This window comes from Candidatus Krumholzibacteriia bacterium, from assembly GCA_035268685.1.
Taxonomy (GTDB): domain Bacteria; phylum Krumholzibacteriota; class Krumholzibacteriia; order JAJRXK01; family JAJRXK01; genus JAJRXK01.
The window spans coordinates 19,418-39,165 of sequence record DATFKK010000021.1; the positions used below are offsets into that span (position 1 = coordinate 19,418).

Consider the following 19,748-nt stretch of genomic DNA (forward strand, 5'->3'; position numbering starts at 1 on the left):
GCCGCGCTCAGGACGTCACCGTGACGCCGGTCATCTCTGCACTCACGCTCCACAGTCGTTCCTGGGCGTCCACGTCGCGGGCCCGGGGTACCGGATCGACCCGGCGCCGGTCGACGAAGTAGCCACCGTTGTGCACCTCGATCCCCGGCGCCTCGGACAACCACACCGCGGTGTCGGCTCCTCGCTCCGGAGACCGGATGAACGGCCGCACCAGCTTCATGCCGAGGCGCAGCCATCCGCCGTTGTTCGCCGCGAAGCCGGTGCCCACGAAGCCGGGGTGCATGGAGTAGGTGGTCACGCCACGCCCGTCGATCCGGCGGGCAAGGCCGGCGGTGAACATGACGTTGGCCAGCTTCGAATCGCCGTAGGCCCGCATCATCGACCAGTTGCGCTCGTTCTGCAGGTCGTCGAAGTCGAGCCGACCGCGTTCCTGTGCGCGCGAGGCAACGTTGACCACGCGCGCCGGTGCGCTCTCGATCAAACGGTCGAGCAACAGGTTCGTCAGGAGGAAGTAGCCGAGGTGATTGAGCGCGAAGGTCATCTCGAAGCCGTCGGTCGAGAGGCGGCGATCCCGGAAGATCGCGCCCGCGTTGTTCAGGAGGACGTCCAGGCGCGCATGATCGGCCAGCACGGCGGTGGCCAGTGCGCGCACTTCGGCCTGTGAGGACAGGTCGGCAACGCGGGATTCGGCCGACCCCTGCTCGGCCTCGACGGCCGCCACGACGGCGCGGGTCCGTCGGGGATCGCGTCCGACCACGATCACGTGTGCACCGCGCCGGGCGAGTTCGAGTGCGGCCGCGCGGCCGATGCCGTTGGTGGCGCCCGTCACGAGGACGGTGCGCGAGGGGTTCCGATCCGAATCGCCCGCGATCAAGGGATCTCCGATCCGACGAGGGTCTGCACGATGCGTTCACAGGCCCTTCCGTCGCCGTAGGGGTTCGACCGGTGGTCCGGCCGTGCCGCGACGCCGCGCGCGCGGAGTTCGCGGAAGCGCTCGACGATCCGTTCGTCGTCGGTGCCGACCAGATGCGCCACGCCGGCTTCGACCCCTTCGGGCCGTTCGGTCGTCTCGCGGGTCACGAGCACGGGGGCGCCGAAGCTCGGTGCCTCCTCCTGGATGCCTCCCGAGTCGCTGACCACGATCGTCGCGCGCTCGAGCAGGCCGACCATGGTGGTGTAGCCGACCGGCGGGACCAGATGGATCCGCGGGTGGTCGCCCAGGGCCTCGTGCACCGCTCCCTGGACGTTCGGGTTCAGGTGCACCGGATACACCAGGCGCAGGTCCTCGTTCTCGTCGGCGATGCGTCGGAGGGCCCGGCACACGCGTCGGAGTGGCTCTCCGAAGGACTCGCGGCGGTGTCCGGTGACGACCACGAGGGGCTCGTCGCCGATGCCGAGGGGGTCGAGCAGTCGCGCCGTGTCCGAGGCGATGCGGTCGCGTCGCTGGTCGCGCAACCAGTACAGGGCGTCGATCACGGTGTTGCCCGTCACGTGGATCCGTTCCTCCGCCACACCCTCGGTGCGCAGGGCCCGCGCCGCGCGCTCGGTCGGGGGGTAGTGGAGGCTCGCCAGGCGCGACACCAGGCGTCGGTTCATCTCCTCGGGGAAGGGGTTCGTGGGATCGTCGGTCCGCAGGCCGGCCTCGACGTGGGCCACCGGGACACGATGGTGGAAGGCCGCCAGACCCGCTGCGAAGGCCGTCGAGGTGTCCCCCTGGACCACGAGCACGTCCGGCCGGTGCTCGGCGACTGCCGCCCCCACCCGCGCGACGACACCCGAGACCACGTCGTCGAGGGTCTGGTCGGGGCGCTGCAGATCGAGATCGACGTCGGGTTCGAGGGCGAAGAGCTCGAACACGGGTCGCAGCATCTCCCGATGCTGCCCCGTGCTCAGCAGCGTCACCCGGGCCGGGACTCCGTCGGCGCGCAGCGCCAGGACCAGCGGCGCCAGCTTGATCGCTTCCGGGCGTGTTCCCACCACGACCACCACGTGGGTCGATTTCTCGTGCGTGCTCAAGCTGTCCTCCCGAGGCAGCTGTGGATCGGGCGTGGGCCGAGACGACGGCCCGTTGTAAGTTGATCCGGATCGCAAACCCGGTGCCGGGCGCCCCGGGAGAGGGCCGCGGCCCCGAGATCGTCCCATCAGCCGGAGTCCAGATGCCGGATCGGAACGAATCACAGCACGGATCGCTCGAAACCGCCAGCGGCGGACGTGCCCTCGCCGACCACTTCCTGCCCGGCGAGCGCAACATTCCGCGGACGCAGCGGATCTTCACCAACCGCAACCTGCGGATGGAACGGATCGAGGCGATCGGTTTCGACATGGACCACACCCTGGCCCTTTACGACCGCGCGACCTTCGAGCAGCTCACCTTCGACATGGCGGTCGAGACGCTGATCCGCGACAAGGGCTATCCCGAGGTCCTGCGCGAGGTCCGCTACCAGCCCGACTTCATCATTCGTGGCCTGGTCGTCGACAAGAAGCTGGGCAACCTCCTGAAGATCGACGCGCACGGCTACGTGGCGGTGGTCTACCACGGCACGCGCAAGCTCGACCGCGAGCAGCGGTTGCGGGCCTATCGGAACCTGCGCGTGAACCTGCGCAGCGAGCGCTACCAGAGCTTCGACACGCTGTTCAGCATGCCCGAGGGCTCGCTCTTCGCCGCCGTGGTCGATCTCAAGGAGAGCGACCGAACGGGGGCGATGAAGAAGGTCCGCATGGCGCAGATCTTCGACGACGTCCGCGATTCCGTGGACACCGTCCACCGCGACGGCTCCCTGAAGAGCGTCATCATGGACGATCTGCCGCGCTACTTCATCGAGGACCCCAACCTTCGACCCACACTGCTGCGCTTCCGTGCCCTGGGCAAGCGGCTCTTCCTGTTGACCAACAGCGAGTACGAGTACACCGAAGCGGTCATGCGCCATCTGCTCGGCAACGCGCACGAGGACTGGAAGGACCTCTTCGACCTCGTGATCTGCTCGTCGGCCAAGCCGGGCTTCTTCATGGACGGCCGCGAGGCCGAGCCGGTGCCGACCCCCGACTGCGCCCACGAGGAGGACTTCGTGTTCCTGGGCGGCAACGCCAGCTTCATCGAGAATTTCCTGGGCGCGAACGGCGATCAGGTCCTCTATTTCGGCGACCACACCTACGGGGACATCCTGCGCAGCAAGAAGACGGTGGGCTGGAGGACGGCCATGATCGTGTTCGAACTCGAGCACGAGGTGAGGATCCAGGAGCGACGGTCGCACCTCGCCAGCGAGGTGCGCGATCTGATCGCCCGCACCCAGGACCTGGCCCGGGACCGCGACCAGTTGATGCTGTTGATGCGAGCACTCGAAGGCCTGGATTCTGGAGCGCCCGTGACCCAGGAGGTCCCCGAGTGGGCGCACGGCTACACCGCGCGGGAGGTCCGGGACTTCCTCACCCTGACCGAGGACGAGCGGTCGGTGCGGGTGGCCGAACTCCAGAGCACGCTCGACGGACTGGATTTCCTGGTGGCGCAGACCGGCTCGCGGGCCCGGATCCTGGAATCGAGGATCCGCGACTCCTACAATCCCCAGTGGGGCTGGCTGTTCCGCGAGGGCAACAAGGTCAGCCGCTTCGGGCGGCAGGTGAAGGAATTCGCGTGTATCTACACGTCGCGTGTGGCAAATTTCCTGAACTACCCCGGCAACTTCTATTTCATCGCCCCGGAGGAACGCATGCCCCACGAGTGGTAGGCGCACGGGAGACGTGAACTCACCGACGTCTGCTCGTCGGGCGCGTCATGGAACGACCATGGGCCCAACGCTGCTCCGACCCGTCCTCGTCCTCGACGCCGGCTACCAGGCCGTGAACGTCGTGCCGATGCGGCGGGCACTTCGTCTGATCGCCACGGGCAAGGCCGTGGCGGTGGAAGAGGATCCGGCGATCGTCCTGCGCAGTGAGCGGGCGAGCCTGAACTGCCCGCGGATCATCCGCTTGTTCATCGCGGTCGCGCACCGCGTGTACCGGACCCTGCAGGTCCGATTCAACAAACGCAACGTCATGGCACGGGACCACCACCGGTGCCAGTACTGCGGCAGCGCCGAGCGCTTGACGATCGACCACGTGGTACCGCGCAGCCGCCGGACACGGGAGCATCCGCGGGGCGGACCGACCAGCTGGGACAACTGCGTGACCGCGTGCCTGGCCTGCAACCTGAAGAAGGGCGATCGCACGCCCGACGAAGCGGGCATGGAGTTGCGGTCGAAGCCCACGAAGCCGCGTTGGTTCCTGCCGCTGGTCCACCGCACCGCTCGCAACGACGGCTGGGCCGAGACGTGGGGTCGTTACCTCGGGATGTGAGCCGCCTGGTCAGCGTACCAGCGTGAGCTTGCGGGCCGGTCCGAGCGTCGCGTCGCCGAGGAGCCGCACCAGGTACACGCCGCTGGCGACCTCGCTCCCGGCGTCGTCGGTGCCGTTCCAGATCACCCGGTGGGTTCCGGCGTCGAGACGGCCGCGGTCGAAGGTCCGCACCCGCCGTCCGCGCAGGTCGTGCACCACGAGTTGCACCGGCTGACGGCGGTCGAGCGAGAATTCGATCACCGTGCGCGGATTGAAGGGGTTCGGGGCCACGCGCTCGATCCGGCCCGACGATCGCTGCGGCGGGGCAGAAGTCGGAACGACCGGTTCGACGAGCGTGCGGAAGTGGTCGAGTGCGATCCAACCCTCGGCCGACTCGTCGATCACCTCGACGCGGACTTCGGCTCCGCGGAGGTCGCGCACGTCCCACCAGTCGGAGGTCATGCTGCGGGTCCCGCTCGGGATCGTGCTGCGCACGACGGCCAGGGACTCGGGGTCGGCCGACACGCGCTGCACCAGCTCCACCCTGCAGCCCGGGTCCTCGGTTCCCGCGATCCGGAAGGTGATCAGTGAATCCGTGGGCTCGATCGTGAACCAGCGCGAGGTGAGCGTGCCCACCGGTTCGTCGCCGAGCTGAGCTCCCAGCGCGCCCGCGACACCGAGCGGGCCGTTGTAGAACTCCCGGCTGCTGACGTAGCCGTGGCCGAAGGCACCGACCTCCGGTTCACCACGCTCGAGCTGGTTGTCGCCGAAGGTCGGAGCGGCCAGGAACGCCGTGCCCGTCTCCTCGATCCAGTCGGGCCCGAGCGGATCGGTCGGGACGACGACGGGTTCGCCCGTGTCGGGGTCGAAGCGCATCGTGTCGGCTCGCAGCGTGTAGAAGATCTCGCCCGCCTGCGGATGGGTGGGTAGGTGGACGGCCGGCAGGTGGCGTGTGTAGATCCAGCTGTCCGGGGCCACCCGGTGGAACTCCGCGGCGATTCCGAAGTCGAGTTCCTGCGCGGTCGTGAAGTCCCATCCCGACGCGAAGTCCTCGCTCTGGATGTACTGCACGCCCTGGACGCCGAAGAGCGTGAAGAACATGGTCCAGGTCCCCTGGTGCTCGACCATCTGCACCGACTCGATGTCGCGCCACACGCCCTGGGTGCTGTTGCTCACGGCCAGCGGGCCGACGTCCACCCAGTTCTGGCGGTCGGTGCTCTCGAAGTGGTGCACGACACCGCGACGGCCGGCGCCGACCGTGCTGTCGGGCACCAGGGCCGTGTGCAGCAGGTGGAAGGTGCCGTCGATCTCGAGGAAGAAGGGATCGCGGAAGGAGCTGAGCTCGGGCACCGCCAGGTCGGGCGACCACAGGTAGACCGTGGAGTCCGGTTCGAGGATCGGATTCGCGGGGAGCTTCTGCCAGTCGAAGAGATCGACGGCGTCGGCGCGACCGGTGCGCTGCAGGAACTGGTCGTCACGGCCCGTGTAGTACATCGTCCAGCCGTCGTCGTCCTCGTTGCGGATCACCGTGGGTGCCCAGGTGTTGCGCGCGTCGAAGCTCCCTTCCTCGGACTCGATCACCGGAGGCAGGATGGACCACCGCCGGAGATTCGCGCTCGTCGCGTGTCCGAGCTGTTGCTCGCTGGAGGTTCCGGGAGCACCGACCTCGCCACGGATGTAGAAGGCGTGCCAGGTCTGCGTGCTGTCGTCGTAGACCAGGGAGTGGTCCTTGATCGTGCGTCCCGGATCGAGGAGATACGGCCCTTCGAAGTCGAAGAGCACCCGTTGGGCGGTGGCCGTCGTCGGGACCAGGCACACGGCGAGCAGCAGGGCCGCCGTGCACGACGTCCACGGCCACGGGCGCCGGGAGGGGACGTACGAAGACATCGGGTGGTCGGGGCGGTCGAAGAGATGCATCATGCCGGGTGTCCGTCTCTGGAGCCGAATCGGTGGCGGATCTCGTCGCCGGGGCGCGAACGGGGGAGTCCCCAGTGTATCGACGAAGTCCACGGGGGGTCAATTCGGTCTGGCTCGCGGTGCTCCTGTTGCTGATCGCCGGGCGGGTCGGGGCGACGGGCCTCGAGGAACGACTGGATCGTTCGCGATCGCTCGAGGCCGAGCTCGCGCGGCTCTCGGCCATGGTGGAGGACGGCCGTGCGGTCGAGGTCGAACCGGTGCTCGACGAGCTCGCGGAGGAGGTCCGGGCCGATCCGCGATGGCAGAACCTCTGGGGGACGGTCCTCGCGGCGGGCGGCGACCACGCCGCTGCGGTGGAGCGCTACACCCGGGCCATCCGGCTGGATCCCTCTCTCGTCGAACCCCACCTGAACCTCGCCGTCTCCCTGATCCGGATCGGTGCGACCGGCCGGGCCCTCAGCGAATTCCGGCAGGCGGCAGAACTCGATCCCGAGCGGGTCGACGCCCATCTGGGTCTCGGTCGCGAGCTGGTGCGTCTGGGTCGGTTCCGGGCCGCGCTCGATCCCCTGCAGCGGGCGAGGGAGCTCGCGCCCCGGGATCCCCGTGTGCTGCGGGTCCTCGGCGAGGCCGCGGTCGGGGTGGATCGCACGGACCTGGCGCTGGAGAGCTGGCGGGCCGCGGAGCGGGTCGCCCCCGATGCGACCATCGCGCGTCGGATCGCCGAGCTCGTCGTCGACACCGAGCCGGCCTCGGCGATCGAGGCCTACGACCGCTGTGCCGAGCGTGACCCCGCCGCCATCGACTGCCGCGAGGCCGCAGCGGCATTGCTGCTGCAGGCCGGGAGTCCGGAGGAAGCGAGGGAACGGCTCGCGCCGGTCGTCGAGGACCTCTCGTCGGTCGCGCTGCAGAACCTGTATCTGGCCACGCTGCGGGCCCGGGGGCCCGAAGCCGTCACCGCCCTGCGCGAGCGGCGCGAACCGGCGACCGGCGCCGGTTGGGGCGTGCTCGCACTGGCCCTGCGCGAGACCGACCGCCCCGACGCGGCCAGGGCCGCCGTCGAGCGAGGACTCGTCCTCGACCCACGAGACGCCGACCTCCACTCCCTGCACGGTGTGTTGCTCGCCGAATCCGGCGATTCCGGGGCCGCCCGCACGGCCTGGAGGCGCGCGCTCGAGATCGACCCCGACCATGCCGAGGCCCGCGCGAACCTCGACGCGACGGGCGGTCCCTGAGCGGCCGCGGAGCCGGGTCCACGGGTTTACAAGGCCTGTGCCGTGACGTAACTTCCAGTGTCTTGCCATCCGAGCCGTCCCCCGGACGTTCGCGCGAGTTCGCGTGCCCGGGGCCGGCAGGGCCGTCCATTCCGAGGTTTCACGACGATGCTGGACCGAATTCTCCACGGGTCGCCGCTGCGCCGCACGGCCGTGACCGTGGCTCTCGTCGGTGCGGTCGTCGCGGCCGGCACCGGCTGCGACGAGGTCATCGAGGAAGACTGCTTCGAACAGCAGGGCACCCTGACGCAGGTCACCACCGACACGCTGACGGTCGACCACTTCGATGCCGCCCTGGCCCCCGACGGCACACGCATCGCGTTCTCCACCGACTACTGGACCGGTCTCGACCGTTTCCAGAACGCCGGACTCAAGCAGCAGGGTCAGCGGGACATCGGCGTGATCGACGTCCCGGGGCCCGACGAGAATCGTCCGCCGACGGATCGCCTGGAGAACATCGGAAACGCCCGGCGCGTCGATTTCACGGGCGTCATCGACGTCACCGGACAGCAGATCGACACGGTCAACTCCTTCAAGAGCGAGGTCGTCTGGGTCGACAACCAGACGCTGGCCGTGACCATGACCAATTTCTTCGGCTTCGATCGGATCTTCCTGGTCGAACTCGGTCCTCGGACCGACCTCGACGAGATCAGCGCGATCCAGCGCGGGGTCGTGGAAGAGGAATTCCTGGCCGAGAACAGCGAGAACCGGCGGATCCAGTACTTCTACCGCACTCCGGCCGTGTCGCCGAACGGGGAATGGATCGCGTACTCACGGTTCTTCCTCGATCTCGGAGCCAATCTGTTCGACGACGCCGACGACGAGTTCTCGCAGCCGGCCATCCACGCCTACAACCTCAACGACGGGCGGATCGTCCGGGTGACGAACGGCTCGTTGCGCGAGGACCAGCCGACGTGGTCACCCGACGGCCGGTCGATCGCCTTCACCGCGAACCTCGGAACCGCGGGTCAGCCCGAGATCTACCGCGTGGCCTTCGACCCGGACGCTCCGGCCGAGGTCCGCGCACAGGGGGATCCCTTCACCGATGGTCGAATCCGCCTGACGAACACCGTCGACCAGCTCAAGCTGCCCGAGAGCAGCATGGATCCCACATGGTTGCGCAACGGTCAGATCGTGTTCACCAGCACGCAGCGTCCGCCCTGCACGTCGCAGCGGATCCGGAACCTGTGGATCATGAACGGGGACGGATCGAGCCGCCGGCCGTTGGTGGTCAGCAGACAGGACGACAACTTCCCCTTCGCGGCCAACTACGACTTCAACGATCCGATGGCCGACGGCATGATCGTCTTCAGCACGCGCCGGAATCCGGACGACTCGTTCGAGGGTCAGAAGATGGACCTCTGGGTCCTGCGCGGTGGATTCTGATCGGCACGTCTCCGAGCGGCGTCTGCGCGACGAACTGGTCGAGGTCGGGCGCTGCATGCGGGATCGTGGCCTCGTCGTCGCGACCGAGGGGAATCTGAGCGTCCGGCTCGACGCCGAAAGGGTTCTCGCCACGCCGGCTGGGGCCGACAAGGGCCGCCTGCGCGCCGCCGATCTGGTGGAGGTCGATCTCGCGGGACGGGTGATCGGGGCCGGGCGTGCGAGCACGGAACTCGACATGCACCTGGCGATCTACGGCATTCGACCCGACCTGCAGGCGATCTGTCACGCCCACCCCCCGCACGCGACCGCGTTCGCCGCCGCCCATCGGGCGCTCGACGCCTGCGTCCTGCCCGAGGTCGTCTGCACGCTCGGTGCCGTTCCACTGAGCGCGTACGGGACCCCGAGCACCTCCGAGGTCGCCGACGCGGTCCGAGCCGTCTTCGCCGATCACGATGCCTGTCTGCTGCGCAATCACGGGGCGGTCGCCGCTGCCGCCGGTCCCACCGCCGCCATGTACGTGATGGAGACGGTCGAACGCCTGGCGCAGGTCACGTGGTTGGCCGAGAACCTCGGTGGGGTCCGCTCGCTCGGCCGCGAAGAGGTCGATCGATTGCTGTCGATCCGCGGGGTCTACGGCGCCGAGCGTCCGGTGCCGCCGTGCCGTGCCTGCGACGACTGAACCAGATCCTCGAGTTGCCGCACGATCGCCGGCCACGAGTAGTGGTGTTCGACGTGGTGGCGTGCGCGTCGTCCGAGCTCGGCCCGTGCCCCGGCGTCGTCGAGCAGGTCGGCGACGGTGTCCGCGAAGTTCGTCGGATCGCCGACCACCCGACAGGCCTCACCCGTCGGATCGATCCCCTCGGCCCCGATCGGCGTGGTCACGACGGCCGCACCGCGGCCCATGGCCTCGAGGACCTTGATCTTGATCCCACCGCCCGAGAACAACGGCGCGACGAAGACCTGCGCGCGACGGAACGAGGCGCCGAGATCGTCGACGAAGCCGGGGATCTCGACTCCGGGGCCGGCGTGACGACGGATCGCTTCGGGTGGGTTCGCACCGACGATCTCGGCCACCACCGCGGGGTGGCGTGCACGGACGCGGGGCAGGATGTCGGCGAGGAGACGCTCCGCGCCCTCGGCGTTCGGCGGGTGGGCGAAGCTGCCCACGAAGAGCACCCGAGGAGCGCCGGTCCGACCGCCGGGGTCGACGGGCGGGAAGGACTCGACCTCGGTGCCCAGGGGCACGGTGGCGAGGTTGGTGGCCGCGGTCATGGCCTCGAGCACGCGGCGGTCGCCCTCGGTGACGCAGGTCACGGTGTCGGCCCAGTGGACGACCGACGTCTCGTGGCGGGCCCAGTCCGCGAGATCTCGTCCGCACCGGCGGCGCCGACGCCGGTCGGTGGCCGCGGCGGCGCGGCGTAGACGGACCAGGCTGCCCAGTTCGTGGGTGTTGAGGACGACGTGAGGTCGTTCCCCGTCCCTCGCTTCGACGACGGTGCGCGCACAGGGGGCCATGAAGCCGTATTCGACCTGCACGACGTCGGGATTCCACCGGCTCAGTTCGGCCCGCAGCCGTTCGTGCATGGCGGCGCGATCGTACTTGGCCACCATGAGCGGGCGGCCGTCACGGGCAGCACGCAGGGCGTGCAGGGCGCGGTCGGCCATCAATCCCAGGCGCGACGCCCCGGAGGCCTGCTCGCTGCGGAAGTCCACCGTCCGGACGTCGACTCCGGCCTCCACCAGCGAGGACTCGAGGCCGGTCTCGCGCTCGCGGCGGTAGCACAGCAATCGGGTGTCGTGGACCCGCGCCAGCGCGCGGCACAGCTGCAGGACCGCGGTCCCGCCGCCGTGACCGATGGCCGGGTGCGGCAGGTAGGGGGAGACGACGAGCCAGCGCACGTGGTGCTAGGGCAGCACGTAGCCGCGGCGCACCGCGATCTGGTCGCGCGCGCGCTCGAGTTCGATGCTCCACCCCGTGCTCCCGGGGTCGAGTTGCGGCTTGGTCTTCTGCACGAACTCCACCGCCTCGCGCTGGATCTCGTCCTCGCGAGCCAGATCACGGGTGATCACGTTGGCCACCAGGTTCGCCAGGTCGTCCTCGTCGATCGTCAGGTCGACGAGCTCCTCCTCGGCGAGACGGTCGGTGATCGCCAGGGCGATCGCATCGATGCGTTCCTCGTTCAGACGCACGGTAGCCTCTCCGGGTCAGAGCGTGAAGCCGCGGCGCCGGGCGATCTCGTCGCGGAACCTTCGGCGCAGGGTCTCGTGGTCCATGGATTGCGAGTCGATCTCGCGGGCGTGCTCGTTCAAGAGGGCGTCGACCTCGCGGTCGATGTCGTCCTCTTCCTCGAGGTCGTCGAGGATCACGCTGCCCACGGTCACGCGCAGCGCTTCCTGCCGGTCCTGCAGCGTCACGCCCGGGTGCTCGTCGAGCATCTTCACGATCTGGGCGGCCAGGTCCTTGACCTTGTCCTGCGACATGCGCACGGCGTCGACCTCGGGCGTCGGGGGTGGATTCGGTGGGGTGGGGGATGCGTTGCCAGCAGCCCGGCCCCGCCCTAGTCTAGCCCTTCCGGGCGCTCGGGTGGGTCTCGCCCGCCCGCGGAGGCGCCCGGCGCCACGCTAGCGGTGCCCGGCGCGGTGGCAAGCATTTTATGCCGCCCTCGTCTCCGACGGAACCCCCGCCCCGTGAGGCGCGTAATCCAGCGTCGACCGGTCATGCGCACAGAAACGGGAAGGAACACGGTGAGCCAGGATCTGAACCAGCTACAGGAGCGCATCGAGGGCGAGAGCGACTTCGTGCGCGAACTCCAGAACGAGATCGGTCGCGTGGTGGTGGGACAGCGCGGCATGGTCGACGCACTGCTCATCGGTCTGCTCACCGGAGGCCACGTCCTCCTGGAGGGCGTGCCCGGACTCGCCAAGACGCTCTCGGTGAGCACCCTGGCCCGGGCGCTGGCCATGAGCTTCGCACGGATCCAGTTCACGCCCGATCTGCTGCCGGCCGACCTCATCGGCACGCTGATCTACGACCAGCGCAACGGTGATTTCGTCACCCGCAAGGGCCCGATCTTCGCCAACGTGATCCTGGCCGACGAGATCAACCGCGCGCCCGCCAAGGTCCAGTCGGCCCTGCTCGAAGCCATGCAGGAGATGCAGATCACGATCGGCGACGAGACCTTCCCGCTCGACCAGCCCTTCCTGGTCCTGGCCACGCAGAATCCGATCGAGCAGGAGGGAACCTACCCACTGCCCGAGGCGCAGGTCGATCGCTTCATGCTGAAGGCGATCGTGGACTATCCGCAGCGCGAGGAGGAACGGAAGATCCTCGATCGCATGCTCGACGGCGACGAGATCGAGGTGAGTGCCGTGCTCGAGCGCGAGCGACTGCTGCGGGCGCGGGAGATCGTCAAGGAGGTCTACGTCGACGACAAGATCCGCGAGTACGTGCTCGACCTGGTGCGGGCGACGCGTGAGCCCGCCGAGTACGACCTCTCGGTGGCGCCGTTGATCGCCTACGGGGCGAGTCCGCGCGCGACGCTGTTCCTCACGCGGGCGGCGCGGGCCCACGCCTTCCTCCGCGGCCGGGGTTTCGTCACGCCCGAGGACGTGAAGTCGATCGGGCCGCTGGTGATGCGCCACCGCGTGTCGATCAGCTACGAGGCCGAGGCCGAGGAACTGACCAGCGACGACATCGTCCGTCTGGTCTTCGATCACGTCGAGGTTCCCTAGACCGCCAACCCCGGAGTCCGCCTTGAGCGAGTCCGATCGCCGCAACGCCGACGATTCGGTGCGTGGGATCCCTCCCGATCTCATCGCCCAGGTGCGTCGTCTGGAGATCCGTACGCGACGGATCGTGCAGGAGCTGTTCGGCGGTGAGTACCACTCGGTGTTCAAGGGGCAGGGCAACCAGTTCCGCGAGGTGCGCGAGTACCTGCCCGGTGACGACGTGCGGGCCATCGACTGGAACGTGACCGCACGGATGTGCGATCCCTACCTGAAGCAGTTCGAGGAGGAGCGCGAGCTCACGGTGATCGTCATGGCCGACCTGTCGGCCTCGGAGCGCTTCGGTAGCGCGCACCGCTTGAAGTCGGCCGCCATGGCCGAGCTGGGGGCACTGCTGGTGTTCTCGGCCCTGGGCAATCAGGACAAGGTCGGCTTGATCCTGTTCACCGACGAGATCGAGCTCTACGTGCCGCCGCGGAAGAACCGCTCGCACGGATTGCGCGTGATCCGTGAACTGCTGTACCACCCTCCGCGGGGACGGGGCACCGATCTCGGACTGGCACTGGACACGCTGAACCGCGTGCAGAAGCGCAAAGCGGTGGTCTTCCTGCTCAGCGACTTCCTCGACCGCGGCTACGACACGGCGTTGTCGATCGTGGCGCGCAAGCACGACCTGGTGGCCATGCAGCTGGTGGATCCGCGCGAGCGTGCCCTGCCCCCGGTCGGTCTGGTGCGGCTGTACGACGCCGAGACCGGACGCGATGTGCTCGTCGACGCCGGCGACCGTCGGGTGGTCGAGGCCTACGCCGGACGGACCGAGCGCTGGCAGTCGGAGTTCGAGCGGCAACTGCGACGCGCCGGCTGCGATCTGGTGACCGTGGACGTGAGCCGGTCGGTGGTCGAGCCGCTGCAGCGCTTCTTCCGGCAGCGGGGGCGTGCACGACGATGACGAGGGCGTGGCTCTGCGTCGCGGCGGTGGCCCTCGCGGGCGTGGCACGGGCGGGGACGCTCGAGCCGGCGGAGCCCCAGCTCGGGGAGCGTGCCACGCTCCGCCTGGAGACCGCTCCCGCCGACAGCACCGAGATTCCCACCGGCACCGGTGTGGTCCTGCGCGAGACGGTCGATCCGCGCACCTACCGCGTGGTCGCGGTGCGGGTGGGCGACGCTGCGATCGCCCTGCCGGCCACCGGGGACACGCTGCGCTGGGCGGTAAGCCCGCGTCTGGCCCAGGCCACGCCCGACAGCCTGCGACCGATCGAACGCGTGGGGGACATCGGCCCCTCGTGGTGGATCCACGGGCTGGCCGCGTTCGCCGTGCTCCTGTTGATCCTCTCCCTGTGGTGGCGCCGCCGCCGCCGGAGCCTGCCGGGCGCTGCTCCCTCCGTGCCCCTGGATCCTCCGCACGAGGTGGCCCTGCGGCGCCTGGACGAGATCCGGGATTCCGGGTGGATCACCGCCGGGCGCTTCGACGACGTGTACGTGCACGCCAGCCAGGCCCTGCGCGGCTACGTGAGCGGGCGCTACCGTGTCCCCGCACTGGACTGGACGACCGACGAGACCATCGAGCGTCTGACGGGCGCCGGATACGAGCGATCGGAGGTGGCCGACGTCGATCCGCTCCTGCGCGCCGCCGACTCGGTGAAGTTCGCGGCGCGACGCCCGACGGAGCACCAGGCCGAGCGGTGGATCGACGACGCCCGGGCGTGGATCGAGCGTACCGCGGTTCCCGTGGTCTACAGCACACCCGACGCGATCCGGGCCGCGGAACGTCTGCGCGACGGGAGGGATCGGTGATGGAGTTCGCCCGCCCGCTCGTCCTGCTCGCGATTCCGATCGCCCTGTTGATCGTCGCGGCGGCTGCGCGTTTCGCTCGCGGGGGGAGCGCGGTTCGTTTCAGCGACCACGGCCTGCTCCGCGGAGTCGGCCGCGGCTGGCGCGCCCGCCTGCGGCCCTGGACCACCGTGGTCCGCGCGGTCGCGATCTGCCTGCTGCTGGTGGCCTTCGCCGGCCCGCGTCTGGCCCACGACCGCGAAGTGATTCGGGGAGAAGGGATCGACATCGCCCTGGTGCTCGACATCAGTGGCAGCATGCGCGCGCTCGACTTCGAACCCGACGACCGGCTGGCCGTGGCGAAGCGCACGATCCGTGACTTCGTCGACGGCCGGAAGCAGGACCGTATCGGGCTGGTGGTCTTCGCGGCCAAGGCCTTCACCCAGTGTCCACTGACTCTGGACTACGACGTGCTCGTGCGCTTCCTCGACGAGGTCGACGTCGGGCTCATCGAGGACGGCACGGCCATCGGACTGGGCATCGCGACGGGGGTCAAGCGCCTGGCCCGCAGCGAGGCGCAGAGCAAGGTGCTGGTGTTGCTGACCGACGGGGTGAACAACGTGACGACCGTCGATCCGCTCACCGCTGCCGAGGCGGCGCGCGCGCTGGGTGTCCGCGTCTACACGATCGGTGTCGGGAAGGAAGGCCTCGCTCCGTATCCGGTGGATCATCCGATCCTCGGTCGTCGCTACACCCAGATCGAGACGCGTATCGACGAGGACCTGCTGCGACAGGTGAGCGAGCTCACCGAGGGTCAGTACTTCCGCGCGCAGAGCGGTGAGGGCCTGCAGCGGATCTTCGACACCATCGACGAACTCGAGAAGTCCGAGATCGAGACCGAGGTCTTCACCAACTACCAGTCGTTGGCGGCGTGGTGGATGATCCCCGGCCTGCTGCTGCTGCTGCTCGAGACCGTTCTGGCCGCCACCTTGTTCCGCGTGCTGCCCTGAGGAGGCCGAGCCAAGTTGCGCTTCGCCCATCCCGAACTCCTGTGGCTGCTGCTCGCCGTGCCGCTCGTGTGGGCGATGCTCTGGTCGACGCGCGTCCGCGCGGAACGGCGGTTGCGCGACTTCGTCGGTCCGTCCGTCCAGAGCGCGCTCGGTGTCGGCGGGCGCGACGGAAGGAGGGTCGCACGGGCGGCCCTGCGTCTGATCGCCCTGGCCCTGGTGGTGATCGCGGCGGCCCGGCCGCAATGGGGCGCGAGTGAGATCGAGGTCGAGCAGGAGGGGATCGACCTGGTCGTCGCGCTCGACATCAGCCGCAGCATGCAGGCCGAGGACGTCCGGCCCAGCCGGCTGGACCGCGCGAAGCTCGAGATCGCCGAGCTGGTCGAATCGCTCGACGGCGACCGGGTCGGACTGGTCTTCTTCGCCGGTGCGGCGTTCCCGCAGTGTCCGTTGACGGTGGACTACGCCGCCGCACGGCTCTTCCTGAACCAGGCCGACCCCACCATGATCGGTGCGCAGGGAACCGATCTGTCCTCGGCGCTGTTCACCGCCCTGGAACTCTTCGACGACGAGGGAGGCCGTTCGCGCGTGGTCCTGGTGGTGACCGATGGCGAGGACTTCGGAGACGATCTGGACCCCGCGCTCGAGGCCCTGCGGGAGCAGGGCGTGACCCTGTACGCGGTGGGGATGGGCACGTCGGAGGGGGCGCCGATCCCCGAGTACGACGATTCCGGCCGTCAGCAGGGATTCGTCCGCGATCGAGACGGCGAGGTCGTCATGAGCCGCTTGCAGGAAGCCGAGCTGCTGCGCCTGGTGTCGTCGACCGAGGGTGCCTACGCCCGTGCCGACCGCGGAGGACTGGACGTGGAACGTCTGCGATCGGAGATCTCCACCATCGAGGGTTCGGCGATCCGCGCCCAGCGCATCGTCAGCTACCGCGAGCGCTACGCCTGGCCGCTCGCGGCCGCGGTGATCCTGTTGCTGGTCGAGGGCTTCCTTCGCGACCGGAGGAGGCAGGAGCCATGAGGAGCGTCCTCGTCGTCGTCGTGCTGATCGTGGCGTCGTGTCCCCGGCCGGTCCAGGCCTGGGATCCTCTGCAGCGCGCCGAGCGGGCCGCCCATCAGGCCCAGGAGTCCTTCGCACGCGGCGACACGCTCGGCGCGCTGGAGTCCATGCTCCGCGCCCAGGCGCTGGCGCCGGAGGATCCACGGATCCGGGCGGGCCTGGCCGAGACCCTCTACGACGGTGGTGAGTTCGAGGCCGCCATGCGCCAGTACGCTCCCCTCGCCGATCCCGAGGCCCCCCTGCCGCGACGGCTCCGGGCCCTGTACAATGCGGGCAATGCCGCCTTCGAGCAGCAGGACTACGAGCGGGCGCTGCAGTTCTACACCGAGGCGCTGGTGCAGGGCGACTCGGAGCCCGATCCCGATCTACTGCACAACCTCGAGCTGGCCCAGCGGTTGCGGGATCAGCAGGAGCAGCAGAGTCAGCAGTCGGAGGAGCAGGGCGAGGACGGCGAGCCGCAGGACGGCGAGCAGCCGCCACAGGACCAGCAGCAACAGGACTCCCAGGGCGAGCAGCCCCCGCCGGAGGACCAGCAGCAGGATCCGCAGCAGCCCGAACGGTCCGACGATCCGCAGCAGGCACCGCCGGACTCGACCCAGCAGCAGTCGCCGCCCCCGGATCCCGAGGAGGCGGGTGCCGACAGCACGCAGATGCCGCCCCCGCCGCGGCCCGAGCAGATGACGCCGGAGGAAGCCATGCGTCTGCTCGAGGCCCTGGACTTCGACGAACAGGAGCTGCGCGAGTCGATCCAACGACGCCTGCGCGGTGACCGGGAAGAGGACGAGAATGACTGGTAGACGATGGCTGCCGTTCTTCCTGGCTCTGCTGGCGCTCACGTCGCCGGCGCGGGCGGCCGTCGAGGTCGGGGCCACGCTCGATCGCGAGCGCGTGCCGGTCGGCGAACAGGTGGTGCTGACCGTCACCGTCACCGGCGAGGCCCGACGCGTGAGCCCTCCGGATCTTCCCTCGTTGCCGGATTTCCGGGTCTTCGGTGGAGGACAGTCGCAGCGTTTCAGCTTCGTCGACGGGCGGGCCTCGGCCGAGCACAGCTTCACCTACTACTTGCAGCCGGAGCGCGAGGGCAACTTCACGATCGATCCGATCGCCGTCCGCGCCGACGGACAGGTGGTGCGAACCCCTTCCCTCGAGCTCGAGGTGGTGGCCGCGGGGACATCGCCGGTGCCGGCGTCTCCGGATCGATCGGATCCGCAGGACGAGTCCGAGCGCGATGCCTTCGTCACCATGTCGGTCGACCGCGACTCGGTGGTGGTGGGTGAGCAGGTGGTGCTGACCTTCGGCTTCCATCGCGCCACGCGGATGTCGGCCTTCGAGAGCCCCGAGTACACGCCGCCGCGTACCGAGGGCTTCTGGCGCGAGGACCTTCCCCCGGAACGCCACACCACCCGGGTGATCCGCAGCCGTCGCTACCAGGTCACCGAGATCCAGTACGCGCTGTTCCCGACCCGCGCCGGTGACCTCACCATCGGCGAGGCGATCGTGCGGTTGCCCGAGGACACCTTCGGTTCGTTCTTCCGGCGCGATCGCCGGCAGCCGCGCGGGCCGCGCGTACTCCGTGCCGATCCCATCACCGTGCACGTCGACCCTCTCCCGGAGCCGCAACCGCAGGACTTCACGGGCACGGTGGCGCGCGATCTCACGCTCGACGCCACCGTCGACCGGCGGACGCTCGACGAGGGCGAGGCGGTCACGCTCGGACTGCGGCTCGCCGGCAGCGGGAACCTGCCGGGTGCGGCCGTGCCGTCGCTGGAGGGCCTCGAGGAGTTCCGTGTGCACGATGCGGGTGGAGGTGCGGACAGTCGGCCCCAGGGGGGTCGTCTGCAGGGGACGCGCCTGGTCGAGTCGTTGCTCGTTCCGCGCACGGCGGGGCGCGTGGTGATCCCTTCGATCGAATACACCTACTTCGACACCGGGCGCCGCGACTACGTCACCCTGCGCACCGAGCCGATCGCGCTGGAGGTGCGCGCCGTCGAGGGGAGTGGTGGCGGGAGCGGCGTCTTCGTGGGCGGGCGCAAGAGCGAGATCGAGTTGCTCGCGCGCGACATCCTGCACATCGCCCCGGTCCCGGGGAGCCTGTCGCCGTGGGCCGGGCCCCTTCCGCACCGTGCCGTGTTCTACGCGGCCCTCGGCGTCCCGGCCCTGGCGTGGGCGGTGAGCGCGCGCGTCTCGCGGCGCCGGCGGGAGCTGATGCGCGATCCGCGTCGCCTGCGCGCCCGCCGTGCACTCGAGCGGGCGCGGAAGACGCTCGGGGCCCCGGGCGTCGACGAACACGCGGTCGTGGGCGCCGTGCACGGCTGGGCGGCCGATCGTTTCGATCGTGCCGCGTCGGGCCTGACCCACGACGACGTCGTGGAGCTCGCGACGCGTCACGGGGCCGATCCGGCCCTGACGCGCGAACTCCGGGCACTGCTCGACCGCTGCGACGCCGCGCGCTACGCCCCACTGGGCGGAACGGCCGCCGACCTCGTCGAGCAGACCCGTGGACTCCTGGCCCGGCTCGAGGAGCAGACCCGTAATGCGTGAGCCGGCCCTGGTCCTGGTGCTGGTCGTGGGGTTGGTGGGTCCGCCGTCCGCAGCCGCCATGGATCCGCCGCCGAGCATGGAGGCCGGGCGGGTCGCGTACGAGGCCGGTGATTTCGGAGCGGCCGTCGAGCACTACCGCGACGCTCTCGCCGCGGGCGCCGACCATCCGATCGTGCACTACAATCTCGGCAACGCCCTCTTCAAGTCGGGAGAGCTGGGCGAGGCGATCGCCAGCTACGTGCGGGCCCAGCGGCGGGCTCCACGCGACGATCGCATCCGCGCCAACCTCCGCGTGGCGCGCGCCCAGATCCGCGACCGTGAACTCGCCGACGAGAGCCTTCCGGCGGTCTTCGTCCCCGTACGATGGCTCTACGACCGGTTCTCGCTGAACGAGTGGTGGATCCTGACGCTCGTCGTCTTCGGGCTGATCGTGCTCGTGTCCGTCGCCGGTCAGTGGGAGCGCCTGGATCCACCGTGGGTGCGGCGGCTCGTCCTCGGACTGACGGTCGTGGCCGGAGTCTCGGCCACCATGGGCGTCGTGCGGTACCGGACCGAGGTCGCGCGGACCGGGGCCGTGGTCGTGGAGCAGGAGGTCGAGGTGCGCAGTGGGCCCGGTTCCGACTACAGTCTCGCCTTCCGGGTCCACGAGGGCCTGCAGGTCGAGGTCTCGGAACGGCGTCCCGACTGGGTCCGCATCGATCTCGGGGGCGAACTCGTCGGCTGGGTTCCGACGCGATCGCTCGAAGTGTTGTGACCC

Annotated in this window: 19 protein-coding genes; 13 read left to right on the plus strand and 6 right to left on the minus strand. The window is 69.6% G+C overall.

Translation table 11 applies throughout. The features are described 5' to 3' along the window. Window positions 1-7: 7 nt before the first annotated feature. A complete protein-coding gene (locus tag VKA86_02030; protein ID HKK69966.1) occupies window positions 8-874 on the minus strand; it encodes an SDR family oxidoreductase in 867 nt (288 codons plus the stop codon). Continuing rightward, window positions 871-2,016: a UDP-N-acetylglucosamine 2-epimerase (non-hydrolyzing) gene (wecB, locus tag VKA86_02035; GenBank protein ID HKK69967.1), complete on the minus strand. Its 1,146-nt coding sequence runs from the start codon at window positions 2,014-2,016 to the stop codon at window positions 871-873. Before wecB ends, VKA86_02030 begins: the two co-directional genes overlap by 4 nt. A 140-nt stretch (window positions 2,017-2,156) precedes the next feature. On the opposite strand from wecB, the gene VKA86_02040 reads away from it, so the two are divergent. Beyond that, the gene (locus VKA86_02040) at window positions 2,157-3,722 is read left to right on the plus strand and encodes an HAD-IG family 5'-nucleotidase (protein ID HKK69968.1); all 1,566 of its coding nucleotides are present in this window, start codon (window positions 2,157-2,159) and stop codon (window positions 3,720-3,722) included. Between the two features lie 58 nt (window positions 3,723-3,780). Beyond that, on the plus strand, window positions 3,781-4,329 hold the full coding sequence (locus VKA86_02045; GenBank protein HKK69969.1) for an HNH endonuclease: 549 nt from the start codon (window positions 3,781-3,783) through the stop codon (window positions 4,327-4,329). A gap of 9 nt (window positions 4,330-4,338) precedes the next feature. Here VKA86_02045 and VKA86_02050 read toward each other — a convergent pair whose 3' ends face one another. Further along, window positions 4,339-6,228, minus strand: coding sequence for a FlgD immunoglobulin-like domain containing protein (locus tag VKA86_02050; protein ID HKK69970.1), 1,890 nt, complete (start codon window positions 6,226-6,228; stop codon window positions 4,339-4,341). Between the two features lie 71 nt (window positions 6,229-6,299). Here VKA86_02050 and VKA86_02055 point away from each other — a divergent pair, with 71 nt between their 5' ends. From VKA86_02055 to VKA86_02065, 3 genes are all read left to right on the plus strand, one after another. Beyond that, on the plus strand, window positions 6,300-7,457 hold the full coding sequence (locus VKA86_02055) for a tetratricopeptide repeat protein (protein HKK69971.1): 1,158 nt from the start codon (window positions 6,300-6,302) through the stop codon (window positions 7,455-7,457). Window positions 7,458-7,604: 147 nt separating this feature from the next. Further along, on the plus strand, window positions 7,605-8,882 hold the full coding sequence (locus VKA86_02060) for a hypothetical protein (protein HKK69972.1): 1,278 nt from the start codon (window positions 7,605-7,607) through the stop codon (window positions 8,880-8,882). After that, the gene (locus VKA86_02065; protein HKK69973.1) at window positions 8,872-9,561 is read left to right on the plus strand and encodes a class II aldolase/adducin family protein; all 690 of its coding nucleotides are present in this window, start codon (window positions 8,872-8,874) and stop codon (window positions 9,559-9,561) included. Before VKA86_02060 ends, VKA86_02065 begins: the two co-directional genes overlap by 11 nt. On the opposite strand, the gene VKA86_02070 is transcribed toward VKA86_02065, so the two are convergent. The 3 genes from VKA86_02070 to VKA86_02080 are packed head-to-tail and all read right to left on the minus strand — an operon-like array spanning window position 9,513 to window position 11,363. Then, entirely contained in the window at window positions 9,513-10,781 is a 1,269-nt protein-coding gene (locus VKA86_02070; GenBank protein HKK69974.1) for a glycosyltransferase family 4 protein, read from the minus strand. The two genes, VKA86_02065 and VKA86_02070, sit on opposite strands and share 49 nt — an antisense overlap. 6 nt (window positions 10,782-10,787) lie before the next feature. Beyond that, complete coding sequence (locus tag VKA86_02075) at window positions 10,788-11,072, minus strand: DUF507 family protein (GenBank protein ID HKK69975.1); 285 nt, start codon at window positions 11,070-11,072, stop codon at window positions 10,788-10,790. A 15-nt stretch (window positions 11,073-11,087) separates the two neighbouring features. After that, window positions 11,088-11,363, minus strand: coding sequence for a DUF507 family protein (locus VKA86_02080; protein ID HKK69976.1), 276 nt, complete (start codon window positions 11,361-11,363; stop codon window positions 11,088-11,090). A gap of 264 nt (window positions 11,364-11,627) precedes the next feature. On the opposite strand from VKA86_02080, the gene VKA86_02085 reads away from it, so the two are divergent. The 8 genes from VKA86_02085 to VKA86_02120 are packed head-to-tail and all read left to right on the plus strand — an operon-like array spanning window position 11,628 to window position 19,745. After that, window positions 11,628-12,614, plus strand: a complete 987-nt coding sequence (locus VKA86_02085) for a MoxR family ATPase (GenBank protein HKK69977.1) — start codon at window positions 11,628-11,630, stop codon at window positions 12,612-12,614. Window positions 12,615-12,636: 22 nt separating this feature from the next. Beyond that, on the plus strand, window positions 12,637-13,557 hold the full coding sequence (locus VKA86_02090; GenBank protein HKK69978.1) for a DUF58 domain-containing protein: 921 nt from the start codon (window positions 12,637-12,639) through the stop codon (window positions 13,555-13,557). Further along, a complete protein-coding gene (locus VKA86_02095) occupies window positions 13,554-14,402 on the plus strand; it encodes a hypothetical protein (GenBank protein HKK69979.1) in 849 nt (282 codons plus the stop codon). The genes VKA86_02090 and VKA86_02095 overlap by 4 nt, the downstream gene beginning before the upstream one ends. Next, window positions 14,402-15,388, plus strand: a complete 987-nt coding sequence (locus VKA86_02100; protein HKK69980.1) for a VWA domain-containing protein — start codon at window positions 14,402-14,404, stop codon at window positions 15,386-15,388. The genes VKA86_02095 and VKA86_02100 overlap by 1 nt, the downstream gene beginning before the upstream one ends. Window positions 15,389-15,403: 15 nt before the next feature. Next, window positions 15,404-16,411 (plus strand): VWA domain-containing protein, encoded by a 1,008-nt coding sequence (locus VKA86_02105; protein HKK69981.1) that lies wholly within the window; start codon window positions 15,404-15,406, stop codon window positions 16,409-16,411. After that, window positions 16,408-17,247 carry a tetratricopeptide repeat protein gene (locus VKA86_02110; protein HKK69982.1) on the plus strand — a complete coding sequence of 280 codons (840 nt, stop codon included), beginning with the start codon at window positions 16,408-16,410 and terminating at the stop codon, window positions 17,245-17,247. Before VKA86_02105 ends, VKA86_02110 begins: the two co-directional genes overlap by 4 nt. Continuing rightward, window positions 17,237-18,991, plus strand: coding sequence for a BatD family protein (locus VKA86_02115; GenBank protein ID HKK69983.1), 1,755 nt, complete (start codon window positions 17,237-17,239; stop codon window positions 18,989-18,991). Before VKA86_02110 ends, VKA86_02115 begins: the two co-directional genes overlap by 11 nt. Next, a complete protein-coding gene (locus tag VKA86_02120; GenBank protein ID HKK69984.1) occupies window positions 18,984-19,745 on the plus strand; it encodes a tetratricopeptide repeat protein in 762 nt (253 codons plus the stop codon). Before VKA86_02115 ends, VKA86_02120 begins: the two co-directional genes overlap by 8 nt. The last annotated feature ends 3 nt before the right edge of the window (window positions 19,746-19,748 follow it).

Excerpts from the sequence above, each read along its gene's own strand:
- VKA86_02040 (HKK69968.1), top strand. The coding sequence starts at position 2,157 with ATGCCGGATCGGAACGAATCACAGCACGGATCGCTCGAAACCGCCAGC.
- VKA86_02045 (HKK69969.1), top strand. The coding sequence starts at position 3,781 with ATGGGCCCAACGCTGCTCCGACCCGTCCTCGTCCTCGACGCCGGCTAC.
- VKA86_02050 (HKK69970.1), bottom strand. The coding sequence starts at position 6,228 with ATGATGCATCTCTTCGACCGCCCCGACCACCCGATGTCTTCGTACGTC.
- VKA86_02060 (HKK69972.1), top strand. The coding sequence starts at position 7,605 with ATGCTGGACCGAATTCTCCACGGGTCGCCGCTGCGCCGCACGGCCGTG.
- VKA86_02080 (HKK69976.1), bottom strand. The coding sequence starts at position 11,363 with ATGTCGCAGGACAAGGTCAAGGACCTGGCCGCCCAGATCGTGAAGATG.
- VKA86_02095 (HKK69979.1), top strand. The coding sequence starts at position 13,554 with ATGACGAGGGCGTGGCTCTGCGTCGCGGCGGTGGCCCTCGCGGGCGTG.
- VKA86_02100 (HKK69980.1), top strand. The coding sequence starts at position 14,402 with ATGGAGTTCGCCCGCCCGCTCGTCCTGCTCGCGATTCCGATCGCCCTG.
- VKA86_02110 (HKK69982.1), top strand. The coding sequence starts at position 16,408 with ATGAGGAGCGTCCTCGTCGTCGTCGTGCTGATCGTGGCGTCGTGTCCC.
- VKA86_02115 (HKK69983.1), top strand. The coding sequence starts at position 17,237 with ATGACTGGTAGACGATGGCTGCCGTTCTTCCTGGCTCTGCTGGCGCTC.
- VKA86_02120 (HKK69984.1), top strand. The coding sequence starts at position 18,984 with ATGCGTGAGCCGGCCCTGGTCCTGGTGCTGGTCGTGGGGTTGGTGGGT.